Source organism: Nocardioides aurantiacus, from assembly GCF_003752505.1.
Lineage (GTDB): Bacteria > Actinomycetota > Actinomycetes > Propionibacteriales > Nocardioidaceae > Marmoricola > Marmoricola aurantiacus.
On the sequence record NZ_RKHO01000001.1, the window covers coordinates 2668582 to 2692179 of the forward strand.

Annotated in this window: 48 protein-coding genes; 47 read left to right on the forward strand and 1 reads right to left on the reverse strand. The window is 67.2% G+C overall.

From position 1 onward, the window contains the following. Nucleotides 1–8: 8 nt before the first annotated feature. From EDD33_RS12770 to EDD33_RS12785, 4 genes are all read left to right on the forward strand, one after another. Nucleotides 9–197, forward strand: a complete 189-nt coding sequence (locus EDD33_RS12770; RefSeq protein ID WP_123391404.1) for a hypothetical protein — start codon at nucleotides 9–11, stop codon at nucleotides 195–197. Next, nucleotides 194–562: a hypothetical protein gene (locus tag EDD33_RS19785; protein ID WP_148077073.1), complete on the forward strand. Its 369-nt coding sequence runs from the start codon at nucleotides 194–196 to the stop codon at nucleotides 560–562. Before EDD33_RS12770 ends, EDD33_RS19785 begins: the two co-directional genes overlap by 4 nt. A 13-nt stretch (nucleotides 563–575) precedes the next feature. Then, nucleotides 576–809 carry a hypothetical protein gene (locus EDD33_RS12775; protein WP_123391316.1) on the forward strand — a complete coding sequence of 78 codons (234 nt, stop codon included), beginning with the start codon at nucleotides 576–578 and terminating at the stop codon, nucleotides 807–809. A gap of 352 nt (nucleotides 810–1161) precedes the next feature. Beyond that, nucleotides 1162–2319, forward strand: coding sequence for a tyrosine-type recombinase/integrase (locus EDD33_RS12785; protein WP_123391320.1), 1158 nt, complete (start codon nucleotides 1162–1164; stop codon nucleotides 2317–2319). 402 nt (nucleotides 2320–2721) lie between these two features. On the opposite strand, the gene EDD33_RS12795 is transcribed toward EDD33_RS12785, so the two are convergent. Then, nucleotides 2722–3027 carry a helix-turn-helix domain-containing protein gene (locus EDD33_RS12795; protein ID WP_123391323.1) on the reverse strand — a complete coding sequence of 102 codons (306 nt, stop codon included), beginning with the start codon at nucleotides 3025–3027 and terminating at the stop codon, nucleotides 2722–2724. A gap of 212 nt (nucleotides 3028–3239) precedes the next feature. Here EDD33_RS12795 and EDD33_RS12800 point away from each other — a divergent pair, with 212 nt between their 5' ends. The 43 genes from EDD33_RS12800 to EDD33_RS12975 all read left to right on the forward strand — a co-directional run bounded on the left by EDD33_RS12800 (nucleotide 3240) and on the right by EDD33_RS12975 (nucleotide 23586). Then, nucleotides 3240–3461 carry a helix-turn-helix domain-containing protein gene (locus tag EDD33_RS12800; protein WP_148077074.1) on the forward strand — a complete coding sequence of 74 codons (222 nt, stop codon included), beginning with the start codon at nucleotides 3240–3242 and terminating at the stop codon, nucleotides 3459–3461. Next, the gene (locus EDD33_RS12805) at nucleotides 3458–3676 is read left to right on the forward strand and encodes a hypothetical protein (RefSeq protein WP_123391327.1); all 219 of its coding nucleotides are present in this window, start codon (nucleotides 3458–3460) and stop codon (nucleotides 3674–3676) included. Before EDD33_RS12800 ends, EDD33_RS12805 begins: the two co-directional genes overlap by 4 nt. Beyond that, nucleotides 3673–3972, forward strand: coding sequence for a hypothetical protein (locus tag EDD33_RS12810; protein WP_123391329.1), 300 nt, complete (start codon nucleotides 3673–3675; stop codon nucleotides 3970–3972). Before EDD33_RS12805 ends, EDD33_RS12810 begins: the two co-directional genes overlap by 4 nt. Next, entirely contained in the window at nucleotides 3969–4124 is a 156-nt protein-coding gene (locus EDD33_RS20045; protein WP_170169806.1) for a hypothetical protein, read from the forward strand. Before EDD33_RS12810 ends, EDD33_RS20045 begins: the two co-directional genes overlap by 4 nt. Next, nucleotides 4121–4357: a hypothetical protein gene (locus tag EDD33_RS19790; protein WP_148077075.1), complete on the forward strand. Its 237-nt coding sequence runs from the start codon at nucleotides 4121–4123 to the stop codon at nucleotides 4355–4357. Before EDD33_RS20045 ends, EDD33_RS19790 begins: the two co-directional genes overlap by 4 nt. 75 nt (nucleotides 4358–4432) lie before the next feature. Further along, nucleotides 4433–4723: a hypothetical protein gene (locus EDD33_RS12815; protein ID WP_123391331.1), complete on the forward strand. Its 291-nt coding sequence runs from the start codon at nucleotides 4433–4435 to the stop codon at nucleotides 4721–4723. Next, a complete protein-coding gene (locus EDD33_RS20050) occupies nucleotides 4720–4872 on the forward strand; it encodes a hypothetical protein (RefSeq protein ID WP_170169807.1) in 153 nt (50 codons plus the stop codon). Before EDD33_RS12815 ends, EDD33_RS20050 begins: the two co-directional genes overlap by 4 nt. Continuing rightward, nucleotides 4872–5087 (forward strand): hypothetical protein, encoded by a 216-nt coding sequence (locus EDD33_RS12820; protein ID WP_123391332.1) that lies wholly within the window; start codon nucleotides 4872–4874, stop codon nucleotides 5085–5087. Before EDD33_RS20050 ends, EDD33_RS12820 begins: the two co-directional genes overlap by 1 nt. Continuing rightward, a complete protein-coding gene (locus tag EDD33_RS20055; protein ID WP_170169808.1) occupies nucleotides 5084–5236 on the forward strand; it encodes a hypothetical protein in 153 nt (50 codons plus the stop codon). The genes EDD33_RS12820 and EDD33_RS20055 overlap by 4 nt, the downstream gene beginning before the upstream one ends. Before the next feature lie 175 nt (nucleotides 5237–5411). Continuing rightward, entirely contained in the window at nucleotides 5412–5591 is a 180-nt protein-coding gene (locus tag EDD33_RS12825; RefSeq protein WP_123391333.1) for a hypothetical protein, read from the forward strand. Continuing rightward, a complete protein-coding gene (locus EDD33_RS12830; protein ID WP_123391334.1) occupies nucleotides 5588–5929 on the forward strand; it encodes a hypothetical protein in 342 nt (113 codons plus the stop codon). The genes EDD33_RS12825 and EDD33_RS12830 overlap by 4 nt, the downstream gene beginning before the upstream one ends. A 147-nt stretch (nucleotides 5930–6076) precedes the next feature. Next, complete coding sequence (locus EDD33_RS12835) at nucleotides 6077–6391, forward strand: hypothetical protein (RefSeq protein ID WP_123391335.1); 315 nt, start codon at nucleotides 6077–6079, stop codon at nucleotides 6389–6391. After that, nucleotides 6388–7200 carry a lambda exonuclease family protein gene (locus EDD33_RS12840; RefSeq protein ID WP_123391336.1) on the forward strand — a complete coding sequence of 271 codons (813 nt, stop codon included), beginning with the start codon at nucleotides 6388–6390 and terminating at the stop codon, nucleotides 7198–7200. The genes EDD33_RS12835 and EDD33_RS12840 overlap by 4 nt, the downstream gene beginning before the upstream one ends. Nucleotide 7201: 1 nt before the next feature. Then, on the forward strand, nucleotides 7202–7771 hold the full coding sequence (locus EDD33_RS12845) for a hypothetical protein (protein WP_123391337.1): 570 nt from the start codon (nucleotides 7202–7204) through the stop codon (nucleotides 7769–7771). A gap of 118 nt (nucleotides 7772–7889) precedes the next feature. Beyond that, complete coding sequence (locus tag EDD33_RS12850; protein ID WP_148077076.1) at nucleotides 7890–8309, forward strand: hypothetical protein; 420 nt, start codon at nucleotides 7890–7892, stop codon at nucleotides 8307–8309. 190 nt (nucleotides 8310–8499) lie between these two features. Then, a complete protein-coding gene (locus EDD33_RS20700; RefSeq protein WP_281274164.1) occupies nucleotides 8500–8634 on the forward strand; it encodes a hypothetical protein in 135 nt (44 codons plus the stop codon). Next, entirely contained in the window at nucleotides 8631–9014 is a 384-nt protein-coding gene (locus EDD33_RS12860) for a WhiB family transcriptional regulator (protein ID WP_123391342.1), read from the forward strand. Before EDD33_RS20700 ends, EDD33_RS12860 begins: the two co-directional genes overlap by 4 nt. 304 nt (nucleotides 9015–9318) lie before the next feature. Further along, complete coding sequence (locus tag EDD33_RS12865; protein WP_170169809.1) at nucleotides 9319–9774, forward strand: HNH endonuclease; 456 nt, start codon at nucleotides 9319–9321, stop codon at nucleotides 9772–9774. Nucleotides 9775–9827: 53 nt separating this feature from the next. Further along, entirely contained in the window at nucleotides 9828–10568 is a 741-nt protein-coding gene (locus EDD33_RS12870) for a hypothetical protein (RefSeq protein WP_123391344.1), read from the forward strand. Then, entirely contained in the window at nucleotides 10568–11791 is a 1224-nt protein-coding gene (locus EDD33_RS12875) for an AAA family ATPase (RefSeq protein WP_123391346.1), read from the forward strand. Before EDD33_RS12870 ends, EDD33_RS12875 begins: the two co-directional genes overlap by 1 nt. 55 nt (nucleotides 11792–11846) lie before the next feature. Further along, complete coding sequence (locus EDD33_RS12880) at nucleotides 11847–12179, forward strand: hypothetical protein (protein WP_123391347.1); 333 nt, start codon at nucleotides 11847–11849, stop codon at nucleotides 12177–12179. Continuing rightward, entirely contained in the window at nucleotides 12176–12316 is a 141-nt protein-coding gene (locus tag EDD33_RS20060; RefSeq protein ID WP_170169810.1) for a hypothetical protein, read from the forward strand. The genes EDD33_RS12880 and EDD33_RS20060 overlap by 4 nt, the downstream gene beginning before the upstream one ends. Next, nucleotides 12306–12794, forward strand: coding sequence for a hypothetical protein (locus EDD33_RS12885; RefSeq protein ID WP_148077077.1), 489 nt, complete (start codon nucleotides 12306–12308; stop codon nucleotides 12792–12794). The genes EDD33_RS20060 and EDD33_RS12885 overlap by 11 nt, the downstream gene beginning before the upstream one ends. Beyond that, the gene (locus EDD33_RS12890) at nucleotides 12791–13003 is read left to right on the forward strand and encodes a hypothetical protein (protein WP_123391349.1); all 213 of its coding nucleotides are present in this window, start codon (nucleotides 12791–12793) and stop codon (nucleotides 13001–13003) included. Before EDD33_RS12885 ends, EDD33_RS12890 begins: the two co-directional genes overlap by 4 nt. Then, complete coding sequence (locus EDD33_RS12895; RefSeq protein WP_123391350.1) at nucleotides 13000–13530, forward strand: hypothetical protein; 531 nt, start codon at nucleotides 13000–13002, stop codon at nucleotides 13528–13530. The genes EDD33_RS12890 and EDD33_RS12895 overlap by 4 nt, the downstream gene beginning before the upstream one ends. After that, complete coding sequence (locus EDD33_RS20065; RefSeq protein ID WP_170169811.1) at nucleotides 13527–13682, forward strand: hypothetical protein; 156 nt, start codon at nucleotides 13527–13529, stop codon at nucleotides 13680–13682. The genes EDD33_RS12895 and EDD33_RS20065 overlap by 4 nt, the downstream gene beginning before the upstream one ends. Further along, the gene (locus tag EDD33_RS12900; RefSeq protein ID WP_123391352.1) at nucleotides 13679–13975 is read left to right on the forward strand and encodes a hypothetical protein; all 297 of its coding nucleotides are present in this window, start codon (nucleotides 13679–13681) and stop codon (nucleotides 13973–13975) included. The genes EDD33_RS20065 and EDD33_RS12900 overlap by 4 nt, the downstream gene beginning before the upstream one ends. Further along, nucleotides 13972–14310 (forward strand): hypothetical protein, encoded by a 339-nt coding sequence (locus EDD33_RS12905; protein WP_123391353.1) that lies wholly within the window; start codon nucleotides 13972–13974, stop codon nucleotides 14308–14310. Before EDD33_RS12900 ends, EDD33_RS12905 begins: the two co-directional genes overlap by 4 nt. A gap of 140 nt (nucleotides 14311–14450) precedes the next feature. Beyond that, nucleotides 14451–15089, forward strand: coding sequence for an HNH endonuclease (locus EDD33_RS12910; RefSeq protein WP_123391354.1), 639 nt, complete (start codon nucleotides 14451–14453; stop codon nucleotides 15087–15089). Further along, entirely contained in the window at nucleotides 15089–15550 is a 462-nt protein-coding gene (locus EDD33_RS12915; protein WP_123391355.1) for a hypothetical protein, read from the forward strand. Before EDD33_RS12910 ends, EDD33_RS12915 begins: the two co-directional genes overlap by 1 nt. A 53-nt stretch (nucleotides 15551–15603) precedes the next feature. Continuing rightward, nucleotides 15604–15783 (forward strand): hypothetical protein, encoded by a 180-nt coding sequence (locus EDD33_RS12920; protein ID WP_123391356.1) that lies wholly within the window; start codon nucleotides 15604–15606, stop codon nucleotides 15781–15783. Beyond that, nucleotides 15780–15989 carry a hypothetical protein gene (locus EDD33_RS12925; RefSeq protein WP_123391357.1) on the forward strand — a complete coding sequence of 70 codons (210 nt, stop codon included), beginning with the start codon at nucleotides 15780–15782 and terminating at the stop codon, nucleotides 15987–15989. Before EDD33_RS12920 ends, EDD33_RS12925 begins: the two co-directional genes overlap by 4 nt. Before the next feature lie 44 nt (nucleotides 15990–16033). Next, a complete protein-coding gene (locus tag EDD33_RS12930; protein ID WP_148077078.1) occupies nucleotides 16034–16990 on the forward strand; it encodes a hypothetical protein in 957 nt (318 codons plus the stop codon). 429 nt (nucleotides 16991–17419) lie between these two features. Then, complete coding sequence (locus EDD33_RS12935) at nucleotides 17420–17668, forward strand: hypothetical protein (protein ID WP_123391360.1); 249 nt, start codon at nucleotides 17420–17422, stop codon at nucleotides 17666–17668. Beyond that, nucleotides 17665–18492, forward strand: a complete 828-nt coding sequence (locus tag EDD33_RS12940) for a 3'-5' exonuclease family protein (RefSeq protein WP_123391361.1) — start codon at nucleotides 17665–17667, stop codon at nucleotides 18490–18492. The genes EDD33_RS12935 and EDD33_RS12940 overlap by 4 nt, the downstream gene beginning before the upstream one ends. Nucleotide 18493: 1 nt before the next feature. Then, nucleotides 18494–18634 (forward strand): hypothetical protein, encoded by a 141-nt coding sequence (locus tag EDD33_RS20070; RefSeq protein ID WP_170169812.1) that lies wholly within the window; start codon nucleotides 18494–18496, stop codon nucleotides 18632–18634. Between the two features lie 578 nt (nucleotides 18635–19212). After that, nucleotides 19213–19386, forward strand: coding sequence for a hypothetical protein (locus tag EDD33_RS20075; protein WP_170169813.1), 174 nt, complete (start codon nucleotides 19213–19215; stop codon nucleotides 19384–19386). Beyond that, on the forward strand, nucleotides 19383–19577 hold the full coding sequence (locus EDD33_RS12945) for a hypothetical protein (RefSeq protein ID WP_148077079.1): 195 nt from the start codon (nucleotides 19383–19385) through the stop codon (nucleotides 19575–19577). The genes EDD33_RS20075 and EDD33_RS12945 overlap by 4 nt, the downstream gene beginning before the upstream one ends. Further along, nucleotides 19577–19882, forward strand: a complete 306-nt coding sequence (locus tag EDD33_RS12950) for a chitobiase/beta-hexosaminidase C-terminal domain-containing protein (RefSeq protein WP_148077080.1) — start codon at nucleotides 19577–19579, stop codon at nucleotides 19880–19882. Before EDD33_RS12945 ends, EDD33_RS12950 begins: the two co-directional genes overlap by 1 nt. A 1-nt stretch (nucleotide 19883) precedes the next feature. Next, complete coding sequence (locus tag EDD33_RS12955) at nucleotides 19884–20438, forward strand: hypothetical protein (RefSeq protein ID WP_123391364.1); 555 nt, start codon at nucleotides 19884–19886, stop codon at nucleotides 20436–20438. 449 nt (nucleotides 20439–20887) lie between these two features. Further along, nucleotides 20888–21343 carry an HNH endonuclease gene (locus tag EDD33_RS12965; protein ID WP_123391367.1) on the forward strand — a complete coding sequence of 152 codons (456 nt, stop codon included), beginning with the start codon at nucleotides 20888–20890 and terminating at the stop codon, nucleotides 21341–21343. A gap of 94 nt (nucleotides 21344–21437) precedes the next feature. Next, entirely contained in the window at nucleotides 21438–21893 is a 456-nt protein-coding gene (locus EDD33_RS12970) for a phage terminase small subunit P27 family (RefSeq protein ID WP_123391368.1), read from the forward strand. 25 nt (nucleotides 21894–21918) lie between these two features. Then, nucleotides 21919–23586: a terminase large subunit gene (locus tag EDD33_RS12975; protein ID WP_211332539.1), complete on the forward strand. Its 1668-nt coding sequence runs from the start codon at nucleotides 21919–21921 to the stop codon at nucleotides 23584–23586. Nucleotides 23587–23598: the final 12 nt, after the last annotated feature.

A 23598-nucleotide genomic window follows, 5' to 3' on the forward strand; every position in this document is an offset into this window, starting at 1 on the left:
GGGCAACCATGACACCGACCAGTGAGCGTAAGCCGCTCGGGTTCCTGTACGACGAACTCGGCGACGACATGGATGCGGCCTACGCGGAGCGCCGCAAGCACAAGCCCGGCACGCCGGAGTACGTCGCGGCCGACGAGAAGATCGAGTCGGTCTACGCCGCCCTGCGCGTGCTCAACATCGAGGCGAAGGCACTATGAGTGCCGACCGGTGCTGTCCTGGCGAGGGTTCGATGGCGCACGTTCGTGGCTGCGTTCGTCATCCGGAAAGCGCGCACTGCGTCTGTGAGCAGGTGCCATGCGCCCACACGTTCGCACTCACTCCCCCCGCGGGTCAGCGTGAGTGGCGCATCGACGAATGGCTTGCGCTACCCGACACCTGCGCCATTCGCGGCTGTGAGAACGATGAGGCCGACCAGCGAGGCCCCGTGTTTTTCAACGACGGGTCGATGCACAAGGTCTGCCCTGAGCACTGGGAGCCGATCTTCCGCGTCCTCGGTGAGCAAGCAACCTGGGAGGAAGACGCCGGACACATGACCCACCAGATCGGAGCAAACCATGAGTGATCGCACGAACCAGATGAAGACCGAGACCCTGACCGTGATGACCCGCCACAGCCTTCTGATGTACCCCCACATGCGACTGTCCGACGACGGGCTCGTGGCTTACTCGACCGTTGAAGACGAGAGCGGTGTGCGTCAGCGAACGATCTACCTACACCGGACCACGGTCAACGAGATGGGCGGCCCGGTCTGCATCACGGTCACCGTTGAGCCCGGCGACCACCTCAACCCCGCGTCGGTGGCACCGTGAGCCACGGACGCCACCTCCACTTGAGCGACGACAACCTGACCGCCCGTCGCACCGCCCAAGACGCGGTTGAGGCTGCGCTGGTCCTGGTGCACGACGTCATATACGGGACCGCGAAGCCGATCGAGACGCTATATCGGGTCGGGGTAGTGCTCGAACACTGCTCGGTCGTCAAAGGGGGGGAGTAATGCAGAGCCAGCCGAACAGCGAAGACCGGGCTGCCATGCAGCGCCTCAATGACTACCTGAACCAGAACCCGACGCTCACTTGGCGACGGCTACGGGCTAGACAGAGCCGTCCGCTACCTGGCCACCGTCTGCGCCGGCCACCCCGACTATGAGGTTGACTGGAGCCCATGAGGCAGGTTCGCGAGTACGTCGCCAAGGACGGCACCAAGACCCACCGTGTCCGCTACCGCCTCGACGGCACCGAACACAGCCAGACCTTCCGCAGCAAGAAGGACGCCGATACGTTCGCCAAGATGGTCGACGTCGGAGTCATCGACGCGCTCAGGTGGCTAGCCGACCGAGGAGCAGGCACACCCGACGGACCCACCTTCGCCCAGTTCTTCGAGACCTACGTCGACCAACTCACCGGCGTCACCATCCGCACCCGCGACGACTACCGCGCCCAGAAACGCCGCTACCTCACCGAGCTCGACCCACTCCCCCTGCCGCTCATCACCCGCGGGCGTGTGACCAGCATCGTCAACCGGCTCGAGCGTGAAGGCCGCTCACCGAAGACGATCCGCAACGTCGTGCACATGCTGTCCTCCTGCATGGGTCTCGCGCTCTACGACGGCCACATCGCACGCAACCCCTGCCACCGGATGCAGCTGCCCAAGGAAGGCGTCAACCGCGACCGGGCACGCTTCCTCACCCACGACGAGTTCGGCGCCCTCTACGACGCCATGCCCGATCACTACCAGCCACTCGCCGCGTTCATGGTCGGCACCGGACTCCGCTGGTCCGAAGCCACCGCGCTCTACTCCCGCCACGTCGACCTCAAGGCCGGAACCGTGCGCGTCGAACAGGCATGGAAGAAGGTGCCCGGCGGCTGGGAGATCGGACCACCCAAGTCGGCAAAGTCCTGGCGCACCGTCAACGCCGCCACCGGAGCACTCGCCGCAGCACAGCCGCTCCTGCGTCGGCCGCGCGACCACGTATTCACCACGCCCAACGGTCTCGTCGTGCGTCACGCCAACTTCTACAACCGCGTCTGGCAGACAGCCTGCGTCGACGCTGGCCTAGGCGACTGGGTAGACGGACCAAACAAGCGCCAGTGGGAAGGCCCGAGCCCCCACGACCTGCGCCACACGCACGCGTCGTGGCTCATCAGCGACGGACAATCGCTGGAGTCCGTCCAGGACCAGCTGGGCCACGAATCGATCCTCACGACCCGCAAGGTCTACGGCCACCTCCTGCCAGCGATCGGCGTGGAGGTGGGCCGTAGTGCCTCGGCGGGGCTTGAGCGCGCCCTAGCGAACCGGGTGCAGCCCCTCGCTCTCGGCTGACCTGGCCGCGTCACGCATCAACAGCGTCCGCATCAGCGTCTGCGTCCGGCACGTGAAGCGCCGGATATGCAGCGTCGCCGCCACGGCTGACGACGCGCACGCCGTGAACCCGCACGCCTGAGCCACCGGCTCGTGCCCAACCCACAGCGATACCCATAGGCCGACGATCAACGCGCCGACCACTCCCCACGCGCCCCAAGTCGCTACTGCCATCGTGCTGTGCTGCTGTCCTTCGTTCATCCCCGAGTCTCCACTCTCATCCTTGACTTCCAAAGAGGAGTCAACGACCGAGGTGTGACAACCGGCACGAGTTCGGCGTGTCCTGTCCCGGATGGTGAACAGAAGGTGCTAACGCCACCCCTCGGGGTGAGGTTGGTGGGCCGCGCGGCAACCGGTGAACCATCACGACGCCTCCTCCGCCCGCTGCTCACGAAGCTGCCGCAGATAAAAGCCCACCACGACGTGCTGCCGGTCCTCGCTCAACTCTGAGCGGTACACGGCAGCCTCGACCGGATCGCCGGCGTAGTCATAGGCGCCCAGCAGGTCGCGCAGTTTCGCGCGGTCGGACTCGCTCGGCATCGTGTGACCGGCGCGCCAGTTGTAGACCGTCTTCTTGCCTACGTCGATGGCGTCGGCCAGCGCCTCGTTGCTCACGCCATGCGACGCCATAGCCGCTTTCAGGCGCTTGCCGTGGTCTGCCTTGTCCATGCCCCAAGACTGCCGCAGGTTGCCGCTTAGGGCGAGGTTCTGTGCCTTTCAAATGCTGAGACAAGTCTGAAAATCCGGCTTGAAACACAAGATTCCGATTCGCAGCAGAACCGCAGGTCAGCGCCACTTTCGGGCAGTTTCAAGGCGATCATTTGCAAGAACTTGCCGCGTTGGCGTTGACCCTGTCGGTAGTCGGGTGCATCCTTACGTCTATGAGTAAGAGAGTGGTTCTCCACCGGGGCCTGCGGACCATCCGCCAGCTCAAGTCCATGAGTCAGGGCCAGCTCGCAACGGCGGCATACATCTCGTCGCCGCAGCTCAACAACATCGAGGCCGGTCGACGGCCCGCCAGCCAGGAGTCCATTCCGCTCCTTGCTGCCGCCCTCGGCGTCGAGGTCGACGCCATCTCCTACGAAAGCGAGTCCGTCGCATGACGCTCCCCGAGCTCCACCCCCTGGCCCAAGTGGCGAAGTCGCTCGGCATGTCCGAGCGGTGGGTCCGCCAGAAGCTGGCCGAGGGTGCCGAGCACACCCGCCTCGGCCACAAGATCCGCTTCACCGACGAGCAGGTCGAGGCGCTGATCTCCTCGCACGCCCAGGTGCCGGTCAAGCAGTCGATCACCACCGGTCGCCGGAAGAAGGCGTCGTGACCACCACCCCCCTCGCCCTCAAGACCCACGGCCAGCACCAGGCCGAGTCCGCAGCCGACCCCCGAGTCATCGCCGCCATCGACGCAGCGATCGCCCGTCACGCGAAGTCGGGCCGGCGCTTCTCGGCGAACACGATCCGCGACGAGTTCCCGACGACCTCGAGCCGCGGTCTCGTCGGAGCCAGGGTCGACGCAGCCAGGAAGCGCGGCGAGCTCATCGCCACCGACCAGCGCGTGAGGTCGACGCTGCTGTCGACGCGGGGTGCGTGGCTGACCGTCTGGGTCGGTGTGTCGTGAGCGCCGCCGAGGTCCGGCTGGCCGAGAACCTGTCCCGCCGCATCGAGCTCATGTGGCAGCGCTTCGACGAGACCGGCGACGTCCGCTGGCTCATCGCCGCCGACAAGTCCGAGGCGGCGTTGCAGCGGCTCAGGCAGCGGGTGGCGTCGTGACGACCTCGCTCATTGGCGGCTTCGGTGTCGTCGGCCTGGGTGTCTCCGGTCAACCCGCGCGCCACCGTCCGAGCCCCGAACTGTGCGCCGAGTTTGACCACCCGGGCGCGACCTACAACCCGTGGCAGGACAAAACGTGGTGCCTGTGTGGCGACGTCATCCGTCAGGGCAACCACGCGACGCACGACGCCTGCTGCTGCGGTGGTCGGCTCGTCGCCTGCCAGCACCCCTAGCCCCACAACAGCAGCGAAGCCGGCTGCCACATCCCCGCAGAAACCGGCCTCGCTACCAACGGAAAGGTACCGCAAATGAACATCCTTGAGGCGCGTGCTGCGATCGAGGCCATCTTGGCCGCGATCCCGGACAAAGAGCTTCCCAAGTTCGACAGGCGCGAGGTGCAGGCCGATGGCCGTGTCCTCGTATGGTGGGGCGGCACCGGGCACTACCTCGGCAGCGCCACCACCGACGGCGAACGCGACCCGCTGGCTTACCGCCGCAGTGCTTCCTGGTCCGCCATCGAAGGCGAGATGACGTGTCGCGCCGACGCTAAGCACCTCAAGCGCGAACGTGCCGGCCGCGCCAAGCAGGTTTCGGCATGACCCCCCTCACCCACCTCCACACCGGCCGCATCGCCAACACCCTCGTCCTGGTCCGCACCTACGCCGACCACACCCTCACCATCGAACCCCTCGACGCTGACGGACGCGGCACGGGCGAGTGCGAGCTGACGGCGCAGGGAGTGTCGTGATGTCGCGCGAGTTCGAGTTCAAGATGCGCGTCACTGCTTGCGACCGCGAGGGCTACTACTACCCGCGCTGGGACCAGGCCCGCACAGTCACCGCGATAGCCACCACCGAGCAGCAGGCCATCAACGATGTCGCCGCCGCCCTCGGTCCGTGCCGCGACGGTCGCAACTGGTACTGGGGCTTCAAGGTCGACGCCATGAAGGCGGTGACCCCATGATCCGCCTGGCTCCCGACCTCGCCCTCGTCACCCACAACGGCACCTCGACCGTCCACCACATCCCCACCCGCGGCGAGGTGCTGGACAAGCACGGGCTGCACGGGGTTGTTGGGCTCGCTGACGTGCTGCACGGGTGGGCTGTCCAGTGAGCGCCGAGATCTGTCCCGTATGTGGTGGACCCAACTCAACCGGAACGCGGGCATGCGGCGTCAGTTGCGACCTGGTAATGGGCTCGCCGGAACCCTTCGGAGAAGTGCTGCTTTCGCTGTCCTTTGGCCTTGCTTCTCTCGTGGTGGGCATCTGGATCTTGGCGGTGGTCCTCTCATGACCCCCGACCACCTCGTAGGCGCCGCACTGGTCCTCCTGTCACTCGCCGTCCTCCTCGTGATCTACGGCCCCCGGTTCGCCGCGTGGGTCGGGGGGCGCAAGGACGACCTCGCCCGTGACCGACAGGCGCGCGACGACAAGGCCGTGCGGACGTGGATGGACCGGGGTGCGGCATGAGCGGGCGCAGGTTCGACCACGGCGAGCTCAACATCCCCGGCCGACTCAAGAACCTCGACCGCGAGATCGACCGCCACCTGGCCGAGCAAGCGCGCGAGGGACGCAAGCAAGCACGTCTCGACATCGCTCAGCGGAAGGCGGACCGCGAGGCCGAGAAGGCAGCCGAGGCAGCGCGGGTCAAGTTCACCGCCGCCGACCTCGCCGACGCCATCGCGGTCCGCGACAGGTGGGGATGGCACCGAGTCGCCCGCGTCTCAGCCAAGTCCGTGACGGTGGAGACCGCCTACTCGTGGACTGAGCGCATCCCGCTCGCCAACGTGCTGGAGGCCAAGCCATGACCCGCCGCCGACCACCCACCTGGATCACCACCGCCGCGGGATGGGTGGGGGGCAAGGTCGCCGACGGGTGCAGCTGGTTCTTCGAGACGAAGGTGGACGAGCCCCGCTGTCGGTGGGCGAACGAGACGCACATGGGGCGTGGTCCCGATGACTGAGTCCCACGCCCTCGCCGCCGAGCGCGACGAGCAGAACCGCAACCCCGACCGCCGCAGCCACCTGTCCGTGGCGCGGGAGGAGTGGGCGGGGGGTGAGCCGATGCCGACACGACTCGTCTACGGCCCACGAGGGTCCGACCCCTGGTTCTGCTGGTGCGGCGAGGCCATCGACATCGACGAGCCGGCGTGCATCCACGGTCGATACCTCTGTCCCGAGCACGTCGACGAGTGCGGTGAGTGCGTCGACGAGAAGGCCGACGCGCGTGAGGACTTCGAGCGCAAGTACGAGAAGGAGCAAGGCCGATGACGCTCGTTGAGTACCCCCGCCTGGAGCAGGGCACATCGAAGTGGCACGAAGCCCGTCGCGGCATCGTCACGGCCTCAGTCGTGGGTCGCCTCATCATCCTGGGGCCGCCTGACGCCACGACTGTCGCCTGCCCGGCATGCAAGGTCGAGGTGGGCGCATGCATCAGCCTGTCGCGCAAGGTTCCGACCGCTCTCAAGAAGGTGCATGACGAGCGGGCCGCGGCCGCCGGCGAGCTGCCGTCTATCCCTCGGGTTGCCGACAACGAGACCTCGAGCACCCTGACGGCCAGCCTCGTCGCTGAGCGCATCACCGGCATCAGCGAGACCCTGCCGCCGAACCGCGACATGAACCGCGGCATCTGGTCCGAGCCCTACGCCCGCGACCTCTACGCCGCCCACTACGGCAAGGTCGCCGAGGTCGGCTTCATGCGCTACGACGGCGACGGCTGGACGCTCGGCTACTCCCCGGACGGCCTCGTTGGAGACGACGGGCTGATCGAGATCAAGGCGCCCAGGTCCAAGACGCAGGTGCTCACCGTCCTCACCGACGACGTACCCGCTCACTACATGGCCCAGTGCCAGGCCGGGCTACTCGCGTCAGGCCGCAAGTGGCTCGACTTCGTGTCGTACGCGGGCGGGATGCACGTCTACGTCAAGCGCGTCCTGCCCGACCCTGCGTGGTTCGCAGCCATCGAGGCCGCCTGCCGCACCTTCGAGACCACCGCCGCCGCGATGGTCGCCGACTACCACGAACGCGTCGCGGGTCGGCCCGTCGCGCCTCTCATCGATTTCGAACTGGAAGTGATCTGACATGCCCGACATCACCGACACCCTCGCCCCCAAGAGCGACCAGCTCGACAACATCGACCTCCGGGGAGGCGAGCCGCGCATCTTCACGGTCACCGGGGTCGACGTCCGAGTGGGCAGCGACCAGCCCGTCTCGGTCTACCTCGCCGAGTTCGATCGCCCTTGGAAGCCCGGCAAGAACATGCGCCGCGTCATCGCCCACTGCTGGGGCCGCGAGTCCGACAACTGGGTCGGCAGGCGCGTGGAGCTGTTCGCCGACGAGAGCGTGACCTTCGGCAAGGAGACGCCGGGCGGGACTCGGATCTCGCGGATGTCCCACATCGACGGCGTACAGAACGCTCCGATCCTCGTCAGCCAGGGACGCGCCGGCACCTACAAGGTGTCGCCCCTCCCCGACACCCCCAAGCCGCCCCCCGAGCCCACCGCCGAGGAAGTCGCCGCGTGCGTCGACCTGGACGCACTCCGGGGCATGTGGCGTGCGTCCGGCCCGGATCTTCGCAAGGTGATCGAGGTGCGGATCGAAGACCTCAAGAACGAGCCGACGCGTGACGAGCTGCCGATGGACCAGCCATGAACTCCCTCATCCGCCGCCGCCTCAAGCCCGACGCCCAGCGCAGCAACTACGGCGACTCATGTGCGGGTTGCGCGCCACATCGGTGGCACGGGCTCGCCTGCAACGTGAGCCTCTGCCCGTGCCCGACGTCGTGGATGGAGCCGGCATGATTACCGAGCTCACCTTCGAGATCCCCAAGTCGTTGTGGCTCACCAGCAACCGCCACATCGTCAACCTCCCCTACCGCGCCCGTCTCGTCCGCGACCTGCACCAACTCGCAGCAGCCACCGCGACCATCGCGCGGCTCGAGCCCGTCAAGGGACAGGTGCACGTCCACTGGACAGTCCGCTACCCCAAGGGCGTCCGGCGCGACAAGGGCGAGGCTAGCAACGCGCAGCCCACGACGAAGGCGCTTCTCGACGGCTTGGTGCCGACCTGGCTGACAGACGACGGCCCGCAGTACGTCGTCGCCGAGACCTTCCAGCGCGGCCCCAACCTCGACGAGCGCGAGATCCACACCGTGCGGCTCGTGATGACGCCGCAGGAGGTGCCGTGGTGAGTTTCGACTACCGCACCCTGAGGAACGAGCCCTTGCTGCTCGAGTCCCCGATGTTCCGCTACGAGTGCTGCGAGCACTGCCGCACGAGTCGGTGCCCGCGACACGACGGGCACCCCGACCCGTGCTCAGCCGACCCGCTAACGACTAACGGGTGCCAGGCGGGCAACACGATGCTCGGCGAGGTGAGGCCATGACCGACACCCCGCACCCCCCAGCCCCCTTCCCCCACCACCTCACCCCCAAGGTCCGCGCATCCATCGCCGCCCACGAAGCCGTCGCCCGTCGACAGCGCGAAGCCGACACCGAGCAGGAGGAAGCAGCATGAAGACCCCCGAGAACAGCCCGCCACCACCATGTGCCGGTCAGCACGAACTGTTCGACAGCCGCGAGGAGGAAGACCACCTCCAGGCGCGCGCGCTCTGCAACGGCTGCCACGTGTTCGCCGCCTGCTGGGACAACTTCCAGGCTGTCAGGAACGCGCCCTCCCACCTCGGCGGCGCACCCGAAGGCACCTGGGCCGGGATGCTCATCGGCACCGCGAAGCTCCCGTCCAAGTTGGCGCCGTGCGGCACCGAAAGCGCCTACCAGCGGCACCGCTACAACCGCGAGGACGCCTGCGAGGACTGTCTCCAGGCGCACCGCGACATCGTCAGGCAGCGAGCGGCAGCCAAGCGTGCTGAGGCGAACCCGATGGACGCGGCATGACAGGCAATTCGGCGTCTGACCTGCGGGTTTACGGCAATCAGTCTGCTAGACTGTCGTTGGAAACAACGGAGCCCCAGCCGCGTTTTTGGCGATCCGCAGCTGAGGCTCCTATCGACTGTAAGGAGTCGACAGTGCCTAGTTTGCCACCCACCACGGCCACCCGCATAGGTGACCCGCTGACTGCCGCGATGAGCCGCCTCGATGGCTGCCCGCGGTGCGTCCACAACACCGAGACGCCCACCGCCGCTGTGCCCACCGATACCGGCTGGCGATGCCACTACCGATGCACCGACTGCGGACACACGTGGGTCGCCTGCTGGATGGAGGACTGATGGCGAGCAATCGTGAAGCTATCGGGGCCCGACTGCGGTTCGAGGTTCTGCGCCGCTGCAACTTCGCTTGCTACTACTGCGGCGTCCCGGCCTCGATGGGCATCAAGCAACTGCACATCGATCACGTCGTCCCTGTCGACCTGGGTGGCGCCAATCAGCCATGGAATCTCGTCGCTGCGTGCTGGGACTGCAACGCAGGCAAGACCAACGGCGTCCCGACCAGGGAGTTGATCGACCGCGTTCGCAGCGACTACTGCGGATATCTCGAGTCCACTGGCGAGCAGGTCGTCTCCTGCAAATTCTGCTCCTTGCCCTTCCAGCTTCTTCCCGACGAGGACTGGACCGACCGTTGCGACACCTGCGACGCGATCCTGTTCTACGGGTATGACGCCGGCGCCGGAACCCCTCGAGAGTGGGTGGCTCCCTGATGCGCATCCGATCCATCCGACCAGAGTTCTGGTCATCCGAGGACGTCGCAGCGATGGACTGGCACACCCGCCTCGTCTACATCGGACTGTGGTCCTACGTCGATGACAACGGCGTCGGGCGCGACAAGGAGCAGCTGGTGACAGCCGCCCTCTTCCCGCTAGACGAGGCACTACGGGAGTCCTCCCGGAGGGTTACCGGAGCCCTCCGGCACCTTTCCGACCATGGTCAGATCACCCGCTACGTGGTCGACGGCAAGCCATTTCTGCACGTCACCGCCTGGACCACCCACCAGCGCATCGAGAAGGCGTCGAAGGGTCGCTACCCCCTTCCGACCTGCGACAAAGCAGAAATCACGGAGCCCTCCCGGAATACTCCCGGAGCCCTCCCGGACATGTCGACCCTTGGAGAAGGGGAGAAGGGGAGAAGGGGAGAAGGGGAGAAGTCTTCTTCGTCCGACACGTCGGACAGCCCCGACCGCTTCGATGACTTCTGGGCGACCTACGGCTACAAGATCAAGCGGGCCGATGCGGCGAAGGCGTGGGCGAAGGCCGTCAAGAAGGCGGACGCGGACCAGATCATCACCGCCGCTGCCGCCTACGTGAAGCGAGTTCGAGCCGACAAGGCAGCCCGAGGGGACCGGGCGCCCGACCAGGCGCACGCCTCCTCCTGGCTCAACGCCGAACGATGGGCCGACGAGCCAGATGGCGGCAACATCCACTACCTCCCAGGTGGCGAGGTCGACCCAAGCACGATCGTGTGGCCCGAGCACCAGGCTGACTGGATGAACTCGTGATGGGCGACGACGAGCGGCCGACCTACGACCGCAACGCCGAGGTCTCAACCCTCGCCGCCTGCCTCTCGACGCGCACCGCCCGCGACGAAGCGCGCCGCTACGTTTCCGGTCGCGACTTCCTCGATCCGGCCCACGAGCTGCTGTGGAACACGATGGCCGACCTTGACCGCACCGAGGCCGGGGTCGACCCTGCGGCGCTCATGTCCAAGGTGCAGGGCAAGGGGCCGCTCAAGGAGACCGCAGCCCGACTGCTGCCCGACCTGATCACCTGGCCCGCGCTGCCCGACCACGTGGCGCAGTACGCCGAGACGGTCCGCGAGTGGGCCACCCGTCGCCGGCTCATCACTGAGGCGACCCGCACCACCCAGCAGGCGCTCGACACCAGCGAGCCTGCGACCAGCCTCGCCGCGGCCGTTGCCAACCGGTTCGCTGCGATCCGCGACACCGGCAACCCAGACGACGTCGAATCGCTGACGCTGGGCGAGGTTCTGTCGCAGCCGGAGGACGAGCCGGACTGGCTGGTGCCGGGGCTGCTCGAGCGCCGTGACCGGTTCATGCTGACCGGCGAGGAAGGGCTCGGCAAGTCGCACCTGCTGCGGCAGATGGCGATCCTCCCCGCCGCTGGCCTCGACCCGTTTGGGCTGGACCGGATCGACCCCGTCTCGGTGCTGATCATCGACTGCGAGAACTCGGTCCGTCAGGTGCGGCGCCGGGTCCGCGGCCTGGTGGAGAACGCCCGCCGCTGGGGCAACGGTGACCCCGACCGCGTCAACCTGCTCTGCTCGTCGCGGATCGACATCACCGCCGACCGCGACCTGGCCCGCATCCACCGCGAGCTCGACGCTTGCCAGCCGGACCTCGTCGTCATCGGCCCGCTGTACCGGCTGGTCCCGCGTGCATTGCAGACCGACGACGACACGGCACCGATGCTGGCTGCGCTCGACACGATCCGTGACCGGGGTGCTGCGTTGCTTATGGAGGCCCACGCGGGTCACGCGGTCGGCAAGCAGGGTCAGCGCGACCTGCGGCCCCGCGGGTCCTCCTCACTGCTGGGTTGGCCGGAGTTCGGCTACGGCCTGCGAGGTGTGGCGTCCAAGTACGCGGCGCTCACCAAGTGGCGCGGCGACCGTGACCAGCGCGCATGGCCGACGCAGCTTCGTCACGCCGACGACGGGACTCGCTGGGTTCCGCACGACCTGCCTGAGCCCTGGGAGGCCGCATGAGCCACGCACCCCGCCCCACACCCGTCCCCGCAGATGACCACCAACCGGAGGAAGCATGAGCACCGAGATCCGCCGCACGACGCAGTCCAGGTACGCCGTGACCGTTGAGGACGGCGAGATCCGCGCATGGCCGTACACCAGCTCGGGTCGACGATTTCAGGTTTCCCGGGTGGAGGTGGTGGTCGACCACGAGCGCGGTGGGCCTGCGCTACAGACGCCCCACCTGCTTGGTCCGCTGGTCAAGAAGGACGGCAGCCACGGAGTCGACTGGGCCGACGAGTCGATCTGGTACTCGGATGAGACGCCTGAGTGGCTCCCCGCCGTGCTTGAGCGGGTCCGCAAAGACGCCGACCGCCTGACGTGGACCACCACCGAGACCCACCGATGACCCCCACCCTCGCCCTCACCGACGCCATCACCTGCCTCGGCATGGAGTGGGCCGAGCGGGTCCGTGAGGCAGTAGACACCACCACCCGCACCAGGCCCACCCGGGCCGCCAACCAGGAGGACGACCGTGGGAATTGACGTGAACCTGTACGCCGAGGTCAACCCGACCGACGAGCGACTAGCGCAGGCCGAGGAGGCGTTCTTTGCACGCTGTGGAATCGCTGACCGCTACGAGAGCGACGGCAAGGTGCGCTGGCTGTCGCTGGCCCGCGAGAACTACGAGTGGACCGGCCCGCGGGTCGTCGCCAACGTGACGTGCCGCTACTGGGGTCCGGGCTACGAGCGCGGCGACTGGCCCGCGATCTACGGCGCGATCCGGCTGATGCAGGCGCTGTTCCCGGAGGCGCGCGTCTTTTACGGCGGCGACTCGTCCGACGACGGCGAGATGTGTGACGAGGCCATGTTCGCCGAATTCTGGGAGCACTACCTGAGCCCGGCTGGTGACAACTACCGCAACCGGATGCGCGTCGAGTTCAGCGAGCACCCGCCGTCGCCGTGGCCCACAACCCCCACCCCCGTTGCCTCGGCGACCGACACGACAGGAGCAGGCGCATGAGCGAGACCGGCTACCCGGCGTTGATCTGCGACCACGAGGACGGCTGCGACGAGTACGCACTCGACCACACGCTCGGTGGTTTGGGTCGGCTCATCGACAGCGAGACGCAACTACCTGAGGGCTGGTCTGGTGCGCGGCCGGGCGACAAGGGCGAGCACTTCTGCCCCGAGCACAGCGCCGACCGAGCCACCGAGGGGGCAGGCGCATGAGCGAGACGCTGCGGGAGCGCCAGTTGCGGTCCATCGTCCGGCGCATCGAGAGCGAGGCCGATACCTCGAGCCGAGCCGGGCAGTACGCCAGCCTGAACCGAATCGCCGACGATCTGCGCGAGGTGATCGAGGGGCTGGCCGCCACCGCCCCGACGCCCGAGGCGCACGGTGTCGCAAGCCTCAGCCTGGAGGAGCGGGACGAACTGACGCCCTTCGACAACGGGTCGTACATCTGCGCCTGTCCGACCGACCAGTGTCCAACGCTTCCCTGCCCGACCGCCGAGGGTCTGACTCACGCCGTCGAGCGCATCCTCGCCGCACGCACCCGGGCCGCCCCAGTTGTCCACCAGTGCCCGGCTGGCGACGACACGCTGACGGGCTGCTGCAACCGCTCGCCAATGTCGCTGCCGCGCACCGACCGCATCACGGTCGACGACGCGCTGGTGACGTGCGCCACCCCCGACCCCACCCGCACCGTCCACCCGGCCGGCGCGGCAGACACGCACACGACAGGAGCAGGCGCATGAGCGAGCAGGTGGCTAGGGCAGTCGACGAGGTGCTGGCACCCAAGACGTGCGCAATGGACGACCCGGCGGTGAACATGTGCCCGCACGATGCGTGCTGGCTGGGCATCACGTGCGCGGTTCCCAACGTCACCACCGAGGGGGCAGGCGCATGAGCGAGACGCTGCGGGAGGTTGAGCGGTTGGGTCGCATGGCCGCGCAACAGGGCGACGACTACTGGCTCACCCACCTCCGCGCTCTGCTGGCCGCCACTGCCCCGACGCCCGACGAGGTGGGGTTGGTGGAGTACCCGCTTGCTGGCCTCACTGAAGACGAGGTGGCCGAGATGACGGGCCGTTTCATCGGCACCTCGTTTGCACGAACGGGAACGGCCGATGTGAATCTGATCCCGCACCTTCTGGGTGACGTCATCAAGATCCTCGCCGCACGCACCGGAGCCCGAGCATGACCGCCCCGGTGCCCGAGGTCGACCCGGGGCTGCTCGAGGTGTTGGCGGCGAGGCTGTCCGAGCTGGACATCGAGCGCGGCAACGAACTGGCCACCCACCTCGCTCGTGCCGTGCAAGCCCACGTCGAGGGTCGCGTCGAGGCGGCTGTGGTGGGGGCGCTGGAGGGGGCGGCTGCTGCTGTCGAGGGCGTCACGCGAAACCACACGTTCGGCGACTGGAGCGACGCTGAGCAACACTGCCTGACCATTGCCGCCCGCATCGTCCGCGAGCAGGCCCCAGACGCGCGACGTTCGCCGGAGACGGCCTCAACGCCTGACGGTGGGCGCGAGCTGTGACGCCCGCCATGTGCATAACCGCAGGTCAGCGGCCTGTTGTGCTAAAATCGGAGGACAACACAAGACGGCGCCGGACGCGGAGTTGGTACCTCCGGCCGGCGCCTAATCGACTAACGAGGAGTCGACTAGTGACAGATGCTATGCCCGCCCTGCGCCCAGCGCAGCAGCACCCCACGTTCCAGTTTCAGCACAAGGCACGCTCGCCCCGATGGATGGGCGCCCGAGGTCTCTACCAGCGGGCCGCGCTCGCTAAGTACGCCTCCACGACCGGCCGTGACGTGTCGATCTGGGCCTACGTCACCACGGCTTGCGACCTGGACGACTGCCTCGACGTTGAGTGCATGTTCGTCCATGCGCCAACCCACATCGACTACCCGAGTCGGATCTGCGTCTACTGCGGCGACCCGTCCGGAACCCGCGACCACCTCGTGCCCCGGGCGTGGTCCAACGGTGCGGCTCGCCTGTTCGTAGCGGTGGTCCCGGCCTGCTCGGACTGCAACGGGCGGATCAACGATTCGTGGGCGGTCTCGGTCTCGGAGCGGCGCAAGGTGGCTCACGCCTCGCTGCGGAAGAAGTATCGCGACCTCCTGACCGAGAAGCCGTGGCGGCAGGAAGACCTGGACGAGCTGGGGCACGCTCTGCGTGAGCACGTCATCAAGGGCCAGCACAAGCGGGAGTGGGTGAAGGCCCGCCTCGCGTGGCCCATCGACCCCGAGTACGACCTGCGCGCGTTCCAGCGCACGGGCATTGAGGACCCGGCCGAGAGGGGGCTGATCTGATGAGCCAGCAAGGTGACTTGCTCAACGGCCTGCGGACTCACGACCTGCCGCCCAAGTGGGATGGGCGCGCGGTGTCTTGGACCGCGTGGGAGTACGCGCGGTCCGGCGTGTTCATCTGCCCGCCACCCAGGAACGAAGTGTGCGAAGGCTGCCGGAAGCCGACGACCGAGAAGGGCTTTCCCCTCTGGTCCATCTGCAAGGGATTGCGGGCCGACTCGCCTCACCTGACGCTGGATGACTTCGCAGCAGAGGAAGCCGCGCGGGCACGGCTGCCGTGGTTGGTCCGAGGCAAGATGCCGCGCCACTGGTGGATCGAGCTCTATGCGTCCCGGTGCCACCTCTGCGACCTCGACACCGTCACCGACATGACATCCGGCGAGGTGTGGACCTTGGACCACACGGACTACGGCGACGAAGGCTCGAGTCAGCCCGAGGGCGTGCGGGGCGGTGAGGGGGCGTGAGGGGCGAGGTTGGCAACTGGCGGCCCCTGCGTCGACGACTGGCAGACGAAGCCGTGGCGCTGATGGATGAGCAGCGGGCGGCCGGACACAAGCCGCTGCGGGTTCACCTGATGCTCGTCAACGACGACACCGGCCGCGGACGCACCGGCTGTGACGGCGGGCTCGGTGAGTGGGTTACGGGCGACACCGCTCAGGTGACGTGCAGGCCATGCCTTGAGGTCGCGCACGCATGACACACATCCCCGGACCCAGCTGGAACGTCCAGGACTACATCGACCACCTCGTCAGCCGAGTGCAAGTCACCAACCCGCCACTGCCGCCCGCGTTCCGACCGTTCCCCAAGGCCGACCTCAGCGCCTACATCCACGTCATGGACCTCTACTGCCGCCAGGTTGCAGCAGCGGTCGCCACAGAGCCCGCAGCCAAGGAGAAGCCATGAGCAGCATCAGTGACGTCAGCGACAACCTCGCCAAGATCATCGACATGGCGGGCAGGCTCGAAGACCGCGCCATCGACCGCGCCTGCGACCGACTCATGCCCGGCGGGGAAGCACTCGCAGCGATGATCCCCACCGCCAACCGGGAAGCGTTCGGCTACCGGCTCGACACCGCCGAACAGAACGAGATGGCACGCAGGTTCCGAACCGGCGACCACTCCGAGAAGCCGTTGGTCGACCTGGAGCACGAAGACCCCGACGAGCTGTGGACCCCGGAGCAGATCCTGCGCTGGTGGTCCGACGACTACCGGCAGCAGCTGGGCATGGAGCACGACGACCCAGCGTGGCGACCAACCCTCGTCAGTGAGGCGACGTTCCTGCGAAACCGGGACGTAGCCGAATGGATCTGGGAGCACGAAACACAGTGGGACGCCTACGCCGCCGACGTGTCACGGGCGCGCGCCAAGATGGAGTCGATCCTCCTCGAAGGCAACCGCTCCGAGAGGTCGCGTGTCGTCTGCGGCAACGAGCAGTGCGACGACCCGCGGACCCTGATCCGGGTCTACGCCAAGCGGCAGCCCGTGCTGTGGGGTTGCGGCGCGTGCGGCGAGACCCAGGACCACCCCGAAGCGTGCGGCACCTGTGGGTCGGCGGCGCTGGTCGAGGAGGCGTGGTCGTCCAACAAGGACGACGACCTGTGGAAGTGCGGGTCGTGCCGCAACAAGTACACCCACGAACAGGTGCGCGACTTCTACGCCAAGCAGCTCCGACGAGTCCCCGAGAAGTGGATGTCGATCTCCCACGCCATGCAGTTGATGCGCGAACAGGGCTGGCAGGAGCGGGTGTCGCGGTCGTGGCTGGACGACCTTGAGGTGCGCACCGAGGACGTGTCTGGGCGGCGTGAGGTGTTGTGGTCTTCGCTGTGGCGCCGGCACCTGTTGGAGACCAACGCCCGGCAGCAGCGGGCGCACGAGAGGGCCAAGAAGGCGCCGAATGTGGCGTAAATCCTCAGCGTGTGATTTACTTAAGGGGCAGGGGTCCCGAATCGCTGTTTTCAGTGGTATTGACGACCCCTGACGGCAGGGCTTTTACTCACCTCGTTCGCTCGTCGGCGAGGTCCCTGCCCCCCTCTCGGACCAGAAGCTGCCGCGGACCGTCGCGTTGCGCAGGCAGGAACCCCGCGGCCAGGTCGTGCGCCGCCGGCAACCCGTGCGACCTGGCTGGTCGGGAGGTACCTCGTGATGGTTGGCGACAACTCCCCCGCGCCCGCCGACTGGCGACTCCCGCCCCGTTGCTGCGGCGACTGGTGCGTTGATCCGTTCTGCCCCATGTGCGGCAACCGCGTCGTCGAGACCCACCTGGTTCGCGGCGAAAACTAGCACCACCCCGATCCGCAGGACGCCGATGCCTCCTGCCGACGTGAGGACAACGGTATGGCTCTGTCTCAGCTCGCAGCCGCCAAGCAGCGGCCAGTCGGTCGCTGCCAGGTCTGCATCGCGCTCGTTGAGCTGCCCTCCGATGAGGCTGCGGCTCTGCGTCAGATGCTCGCTGACCCGGCGTGGCGCTACACCGAACTGTCGGACGCACTCGCTGCCGACAAGGACTACCCGCTGCACATCAACGGGGACGTCCTCGGGAAGCATGCGCGGGGTAAGTGCGCAGGCGGCGAGAAGCTGCGATGAGCCTGACCGAGATCGCGCGCAGGGTGACCATCGTTCCCGGCGTACGTAACCGCATCCTCATCCTCGACGTCGAGCGCCTGGACGGAATCACCCAGCAGCACTACTGGGACCGGGGCGATCTCAAGAACCGGTATGTGCACTACGAGACCGTGATCCGGCACCCGAGGACCACGGTCTTTTGCTCGAAATGGCACGACTCCGACGAGGTCACGCGCCTGGCCGAGTGGGACGAGGGCGGACGGCCCGAGTTCCTGCGCAAGGTCCACGCGATCCTGTCTGAGGCCGACATCCTCATCGGGCACAACATCGACAACGCGGACGTGCCCTGGTTGCGTGGCGACCTGTTCCTCGAGGGTGGCCTGCCTCCGCTGCCGCCGTTCAAGACGGTGGACACACTCAAGGTGCTGCGCCGGGAGTTCAAGTCCGGTGCGCCCTTCAAGAGCCTCGACGCCTTCACCCAGATCGTGAAGCTCGCCGACACCAAGACCGACCACTACGACCGGCATGCGATGGAGCGTGCGGTCACTGAGGGTTCGGTTGAGGACCGTGAGCGCTTGGTCGAATACTGCGCCGGGGACGTCATTGCGACCCAGGGCCTGGTCGACTACTTGCGTCCGCATATCCGCAACCATCCGGCGCTGTTCGTCGATGGCGAGTCGCGGATGAACGTCTGCAATCGGTGCGGCTCCAGTGAGACGCTGCCCACTGGTAAGCGGTACGTCGCAAACGTGCTGACCTACACGCTTCTCAGGTGCGCGAACTGCAAGGGCTACCGCCGGCTGTCGATTGAGCCCGAGCGCATGTCTCTTGTGCGGGGTGTCTGACATGAGCGCCCCGTTCCGAGTTCGTAAGGCTGGCAACGGCTGGGTCATCTCCAGCCGCGGCTGGAACTTCGCCATGGTCGGTTTCGAGACCGCTGGCGACGCGATCGACCACGTCTACCGCAACTGGCCGTGGTGGCCGTGAAGCCCCACAAGAACTGCATGATTGCCCAGGGTCAGACGGACCCGGCGACTGTCCGCTGCCGGTACTGCCGCCTGATCGCGGTGGCTTGCCAGTCGGTAGCTGACGGCGACTGTTGCAGCGAGTGCTCGCATGGCTGACTGCTCATGTGGCTCGCCGGCCAACAACACGGGCGGTCTGATGTGTCGCTCTTGCTACGCCTACTGGTCGGCTGTCGATGACGCCGAACTGGAACCCCACGATCCCCGACCGTGACGCGAGCCCAGCGCCACGCACGGTCGGCACAACGTAGCGCCGTTTGGATGCCGGGCTTTCCGGAGTAGGCGCGAGGAGTGACGGCGGAACCGCAGCGTCGTCAGCTGGATTACCGAGGCATCGGACCAGACCCGGACAGGCCATCACGGGCGACACTGCGGCCAGCTTGCATAACCACCCACCCACTACTTGCCCTCGCACCTGGCACTCCAACAACCCCCGGCCGCGGCTTAGGTCCGACGGCAGACACCAGCGTGCTTCCAGTTGATGCGAGCGGCAGAACTTCATTCCGGCGACCTGAACCTCAACGCTTAAGAGGTGGCGGCATGGCGAAGGTGACCATCAGTCGGTCTTGGCCCGACGACGACTTCCTGCGGGTTGTGGTCGTGGCTGACAGCGGCTACCCGCAAGAGCTCAGCGAGGCCAAGCGGGTTGCGCTCGATGCCTTCACCGAAGCGGTGGGCGTGATCGCTGGGGTTGCGCGCGAGGACCGGCCGTGAGTGTGCCGGTCGTTAGCCGCGAGGAACTACTCGCTTTTGTACTTGATGAGAACCGGCAGGCCAAGCGCGAGGTCTGCGTCGTGCGCGTGCCCGGTCCCTACCCGAGCGGCTGGGACAAGCGGCACCAACACCTCAACGACCTGCTCGACGACTACCTCTCGTTCATCGCTCTCGAGGCGCTGGAGGTCTGATGCCTGACGTGACAGTGGCGGCTGGGAAGGTCGCGGCGCACGGAGTGGTGCTGGTTGCCACCCAGATCAGTACCGTGGCGTTCGCCGACAACATTGAGTCCGTCGACATCATCAGCGACGGAACCGCCGCCGTGTTCTACACCGTCGACGGCAGCGACCCCACCATCGCGGGACAGCACTGCTACCCCATCCCCGCAGGCGTACTCAGCGTCGACAACCGGCACACCCTGAACAGCAGCACCACCCAAGACAAGGTGAAGCTCATCAGCGCCGGCACACCCACCGTCACCGTCGTGCGAGCCTGACGTGGCGCTCAGAGTCATCGGCATCGTCGGACAAGACCTATCCGGTCTCCAGTCCCAGATCGACGCGGCAATGCAGGCAGCTACCACCGCCCAGGCAACCGGCGCCAACGCCCGCAACATGGTGCTCACCCGCGACGCCACACTCAACACCCTGACCAGCGGACAGGCCACGCTCGCCACCCAGCAGGCCAGCCTCGAGTCACTGGCTGCGACCCTCGGCGCTGCGATCCCTGCGTCCGAGGTGACACACGCCGCGCAGTGGGCTGCCATCAACGCGCTCATCGCGAAGGCTGCAACGTTCAAGCTCAAGCGCGTCAGCAGTGCAGCCACCCTCGCGCTCGGTGCCACCGTCGACCTGGCTGTCACGTGGGACGCGCCGTTCCCCGACGCCAACTACGTGGCGCTGCCCGTCCTCGACGCGGCAACCGGGGTCGTCAACATCACCACGCCCGGGATCAAGAGCCAGACCGCAACCGGGTGCGTCGTGTCATTCAAGACGAACATCGCCCTGCTTGCTGCGGTCAACATCAACGTGATCGGGCTGCGGTTCGGGTAGTGGCCACCGCGCCGGCAAGCCGATGCCCGGACTGCAAACAGCTTCACGCGGGCCCGGGTCGCTGCCCACCTTGCGACCGGGCCAAGGACCAGGCTCGAGGTACGCGACAGCAGCGCGGTTACGGCGCGGCCCACGAAGCGGAACGCCGGCGTTGGGCCCCGCGCGTTGCGCTCGGACTGGTCCAGTGCTGGCGATGCCGCCGCCTGATTTCAGGCAACGAGCCGTTCGACCTTGGGCATGACGACAACGACCGCAGCAAGTACCGCGGACCCGAGCACGTGTCCTGTAACCGTGCAACCTCGGGCCGCCGCTAACTCAACAGAGAACAGGTAGCCCCCGCGCGACTGCGAATCGCCGGGGGCTTGGTCGATTCCCTCGGAAGGGGAACCAACATGGCTAATCGTACTTGCACCATCGGCGCCTGCACTCGCAAGCATGTGGCTCGCGGCATGTGCGGCACCCACTACAACCAGACGCGCTACACCCCAGAGCAACGCCACCGCACGCATGACGTGGCGTGCGTGGTGTGCGGCACTCAGGTCAGGCGCAGGGTCGAGAGCAAGTACGCACCCACCTGCTCGGTCACCTGCCGCACCGCCGTGCAGTGGGGCGAGCACCACGCGCCGGCCGACCCGTACACTTGGCGCCGAGATGCGATCACGCGGGCCAAGCGATACGGCGCGCGGATCGTGGATGAGTTCGACCGCGGGGTTGTGTTCGACCGCGACGACTGGCTGTGCCAAGAGTGCGGCATCACCTGTACGCCACCCGATCCTTACGTGCTGACCTCAGCGACTGTCGATCACGTCGTGTCGCTCGCTGCTGGTGGCCCCCACTCACTGGCTAACGCCCGGACCTGCTGCCTGTCGTGCAACTCGCGACGCGCGGGAAACCTCGCCGCCTGACCCCAGGGGGAGGGGGGGGCGCGACACCCCCTATCGGGACCGGGGGGCAGGTCAACTCACGCAATCTCAACCTCAGCGATAGGGGGTCGGCGTCATGGGAGCACAACAGCCGGCCGCCTTGCAGCTCCTCAAGGGCCGCGGCAATGGCACAGACTCTGGTGGCCGCAAGGTCAAGGAGCCCCCGAACTTCAAGCGCGTCCCGCCGACCGCACCTGACTGGCTGAGCGCCGAGGCCGCCGCCGAGTGGGCCCGGGTGGTACCCGGCTTACAGCGGCTCGACCTCCTCAAGGAGGAGGACCGTGCCGTCCTGGCGGCCTACTGCGAGACGTGGTCGACCTACGTCGTCGCTGTCCGCCTGGTCGCAACCGAGGGCCTGACGATCGAGGCCAAGCAGGGGATGCTCCCGCATCCGGCGGTGGGCATCGCTCGCAGCGCGGGTCGCGAGCTCCGAGCCTTCGCCGGTCAGTTTGGCCTCTCCCCCGTGGCCGAGATGGCTCTAGGACAGGTGGGCGACGATGGCGCGGAGGACAGCAACCCCTTCTCCGGCTGACGTCGAACTGCCTGACGCCGACACTTTGGCGCGGCTGAAGCTCAGCCCCGAGGTCGCCTGGTACTTGGTCTCGCGCGGCATCGCGCTCCCCGACTGTCCGCCGCTCATCAAGACCCCTGAGCCTGGCGAGACGTGCCCTGGCGCCCAGTTCGACCCTGAGCGGGTTGACAAGGTGCTCGTGTCGTTTGGGTTGCTACGCCACACGAAGGGCAAGTGGGCGGGCACCCCGCTCAAGCCTGACCCGTGGCAGGTCGCCTACGTCCTGGCGCCCGTCTTCGGGTGGGTGCGCTTCGACGAGGACGCCGACCGATGGGTTCGCGTTGTCCGCGAGCTCTACGTGGACATCCCTCGCAAGAACGGCAAGAGCACGACGCTCGGCGGCATCGCGATCTATATGACCGCAGCCGACGGCGAGTCGGGCGCGGAGGTCATCGCCGCTGCGACTACGACGGCCCAGGCGGGCTTCGTGTTCGCGCCGATCAAGGCGATGTGCGACAAGGCTCCGGCGCTCAAGGGTCACCTGAAGGCGTACACGGGTCGCATCGTCCACCCGGCTTCGGCGTCGTACTTTCAGGCGATCTCGTCGGTGGCCGATGCCCAGCACGGCGCGAACATCCACTGTGCTGTGATCGACGAGCTGCACGTCCACAAGTCGGCCGAGATGGTCGAGACGCTAGAGACTGGCACCGGCTCGCGCGACCAGCCGCTGGTTGCGACGATCACGACCGCCGACGATGGTCGACCGGGCACGATCTACGCGCGGAAGCGCAACCGGATCGAGCAGTTGGCCCAGCGCGTGCTGCACGACTCGACCACGTACGGCGTCATTTGGGCGGTAGAGGAGACCGACGACCCGTTCGCCGAGGCGACATGGCGCAAGGCCAACCCTGGCTTCGGGATCTCGCCGACGCGCTCGTACCTGGCGAAGGAAGCCGCGCGGGCGAAGGACTCCCCCGCCGACCTGGCAAAGTTCCTGCGCCTACACCTTGGACGCCGGACCAAGCAGGACACCAAGTACCTCGAGTTGCCCTCGTGGGATGCATCCGCCGGCCTGGTGGTGCCCGAAACGCTCAAGGGCCGCACCTGCCACGGTGGGCTCGACCTCGCAAGTGTCAACGACCTCACGGCGCTGTGCTGGGACTTCCCTGACGGCGACAAGCACGAGCTGCTGTGGCGGTTCTGGCTGCCCGAGGATCGCCTCAAGGATCTGGACCGCCGCACGGCCGGCGAAGCCACAGTGTGGGTCCGCGAGGGTCGCCTGACGACCACGCCCGGCAACGTGATCGACAACGACTTCATCGTGACCCAGATCCTCAAGGACGCAGAGACGTTCGACGTCAAGACGCTCGGATTCGACCGCTGGGGCGCCAATGACGTCGTGAGGCGACTGGGTGACGAAGGCATTACCTGCGTCCCTGTCGGCCAGGGCTTCGCCACGATGTCGGCGCCGCTCAAGGAAGTCCTGCGGCTTGTCCTGTCCAAGCGCTATATCCACGGCGGCGATCCCGTCATGCGATGGATGGTCGACAACCTGGCCGTAGCGATGGACCCCTCCGGGAACGTCAAGCCCGACAAGGCCAGAGCCGCCGAGAAGATCGACGGCGTTTCCGCCGCCGTCACTGCCATGCGCGAGGCGATGGACGCCACCGCCGCCGATGAGTCCGATACGACCGTGCTCGTCTTCCGCCGCTAGAGAGGTTGGTGA

Bases quoted from the DNA above. Each gene is read 5' to 3' on its own strand.
- EDD33_RS12770 (WP_123391404.1), top strand. From the start codon at position 9: ATGACACCGACCAGTGAGCGTAAGCCGCTCGGGTTCCTGTACGACGAA.
- EDD33_RS19785 (WP_148077073.1), top strand. From the start codon at position 194: ATGAGTGCCGACCGGTGCTGTCCTGGCGAGGGTTCGATGGCGCACGTT.
- EDD33_RS12775 (WP_123391316.1), top strand. From the start codon at position 576: ATGAAGACCGAGACCCTGACCGTGATGACCCGCCACAGCCTTCTGATG.
- EDD33_RS12785 (WP_123391320.1), top strand. From the start codon at position 1,162: ATGAGGCAGGTTCGCGAGTACGTCGCCAAGGACGGCACCAAGACCCAC.
- EDD33_RS12795 (WP_123391323.1), bottom strand. From the start codon at position 3,027: ATGGACAAGGCAGACCACGGCAAGCGCCTGAAAGCGGCTATGGCGTCG.
- EDD33_RS12800 (WP_148077074.1), top strand. From the start codon at position 3,240: ATGAGTAAGAGAGTGGTTCTCCACCGGGGCCTGCGGACCATCCGCCAG.
- EDD33_RS12805 (WP_123391327.1), top strand. From the start codon at position 3,458: ATGACGCTCCCCGAGCTCCACCCCCTGGCCCAAGTGGCGAAGTCGCTC.
- EDD33_RS12815 (WP_123391331.1), top strand. From the start codon at position 4,433: ATGAACATCCTTGAGGCGCGTGCTGCGATCGAGGCCATCTTGGCCGCG.
- EDD33_RS20050 (WP_170169807.1), top strand. From the start codon at position 4,720: ATGACCCCCCTCACCCACCTCCACACCGGCCGCATCGCCAACACCCTC.
- EDD33_RS12820 (WP_123391332.1), top strand. From the start codon at position 4,872: ATGTCGCGCGAGTTCGAGTTCAAGATGCGCGTCACTGCTTGCGACCGC.
- EDD33_RS20055 (WP_170169808.1), top strand. From the start codon at position 5,084: ATGATCCGCCTGGCTCCCGACCTCGCCCTCGTCACCCACAACGGCACC.
- EDD33_RS12825 (WP_123391333.1), top strand. From the start codon at position 5,412: ATGACCCCCGACCACCTCGTAGGCGCCGCACTGGTCCTCCTGTCACTC.
- EDD33_RS12830 (WP_123391334.1), top strand. From the start codon at position 5,588: ATGAGCGGGCGCAGGTTCGACCACGGCGAGCTCAACATCCCCGGCCGA.
- EDD33_RS12835 (WP_123391335.1), top strand. From the start codon at position 6,077: ATGACTGAGTCCCACGCCCTCGCCGCCGAGCGCGACGAGCAGAACCGC.
- EDD33_RS12840 (WP_123391336.1), top strand. From the start codon at position 6,388: ATGACGCTCGTTGAGTACCCCCGCCTGGAGCAGGGCACATCGAAGTGG.
- EDD33_RS12845 (WP_123391337.1), top strand. From the start codon at position 7,202: ATGCCCGACATCACCGACACCCTCGCCCCCAAGAGCGACCAGCTCGAC.
- EDD33_RS20700 (WP_281274164.1), top strand. From the start codon at position 8,500: ATGACCGACACCCCGCACCCCCCAGCCCCCTTCCCCCACCACCTCACC.
- EDD33_RS12860 (WP_123391342.1), top strand. From the start codon at position 8,631: ATGAAGACCCCCGAGAACAGCCCGCCACCACCATGTGCCGGTCAGCAC.
- EDD33_RS12870 (WP_123391344.1), top strand. From the start codon at position 9,828: ATGGACTGGCACACCCGCCTCGTCTACATCGGACTGTGGTCCTACGTC.
- EDD33_RS12875 (WP_123391346.1), top strand. From the start codon at position 10,568: ATGGGCGACGACGAGCGGCCGACCTACGACCGCAACGCCGAGGTCTCA.
- EDD33_RS12880 (WP_123391347.1), top strand. From the start codon at position 11,847: ATGAGCACCGAGATCCGCCGCACGACGCAGTCCAGGTACGCCGTGACC.
- EDD33_RS20060 (WP_170169810.1), top strand. From the start codon at position 12,176: ATGACCCCCACCCTCGCCCTCACCGACGCCATCACCTGCCTCGGCATG.
- EDD33_RS12890 (WP_123391349.1), top strand. From the start codon at position 12,791: ATGAGCGAGACCGGCTACCCGGCGTTGATCTGCGACCACGAGGACGGC.
- EDD33_RS12895 (WP_123391350.1), top strand. From the start codon at position 13,000: ATGAGCGAGACGCTGCGGGAGCGCCAGTTGCGGTCCATCGTCCGGCGC.
- EDD33_RS20065 (WP_170169811.1), top strand. From the start codon at position 13,527: ATGAGCGAGCAGGTGGCTAGGGCAGTCGACGAGGTGCTGGCACCCAAG.
- EDD33_RS12900 (WP_123391352.1), top strand. From the start codon at position 13,679: ATGAGCGAGACGCTGCGGGAGGTTGAGCGGTTGGGTCGCATGGCCGCG.
- EDD33_RS12905 (WP_123391353.1), top strand. From the start codon at position 13,972: ATGACCGCCCCGGTGCCCGAGGTCGACCCGGGGCTGCTCGAGGTGTTG.
- EDD33_RS12910 (WP_123391354.1), top strand. From the start codon at position 14,451: ATGCCCGCCCTGCGCCCAGCGCAGCAGCACCCCACGTTCCAGTTTCAG.
- EDD33_RS12915 (WP_123391355.1), top strand. From the start codon at position 15,089: ATGAGCCAGCAAGGTGACTTGCTCAACGGCCTGCGGACTCACGACCTG.
- EDD33_RS12925 (WP_123391357.1), top strand. From the start codon at position 15,780: ATGACACACATCCCCGGACCCAGCTGGAACGTCCAGGACTACATCGAC.
- EDD33_RS12930 (WP_148077078.1), top strand. From the start codon at position 16,034: ATGGCGGGCAGGCTCGAAGACCGCGCCATCGACCGCGCCTGCGACCGA.
- EDD33_RS12935 (WP_123391360.1), top strand. From the start codon at position 17,420: ATGGCTCTGTCTCAGCTCGCAGCCGCCAAGCAGCGGCCAGTCGGTCGC.
- EDD33_RS12940 (WP_123391361.1), top strand. From the start codon at position 17,665: ATGAGCCTGACCGAGATCGCGCGCAGGGTGACCATCGTTCCCGGCGTA.
- EDD33_RS20070 (WP_170169812.1), top strand. From the start codon at position 18,494: ATGAGCGCCCCGTTCCGAGTTCGTAAGGCTGGCAACGGCTGGGTCATC.
- EDD33_RS20075 (WP_170169813.1), top strand. From the start codon at position 19,213: ATGGCGAAGGTGACCATCAGTCGGTCTTGGCCCGACGACGACTTCCTG.
- EDD33_RS12950 (WP_148077080.1), top strand. From the start codon at position 19,577: ATGCCTGACGTGACAGTGGCGGCTGGGAAGGTCGCGGCGCACGGAGTG.
- EDD33_RS12965 (WP_123391367.1), top strand. From the start codon at position 20,888: ATGTGCGGCACCCACTACAACCAGACGCGCTACACCCCAGAGCAACGC.
- EDD33_RS12970 (WP_123391368.1), top strand. From the start codon at position 21,438: ATGGGAGCACAACAGCCGGCCGCCTTGCAGCTCCTCAAGGGCCGCGGC.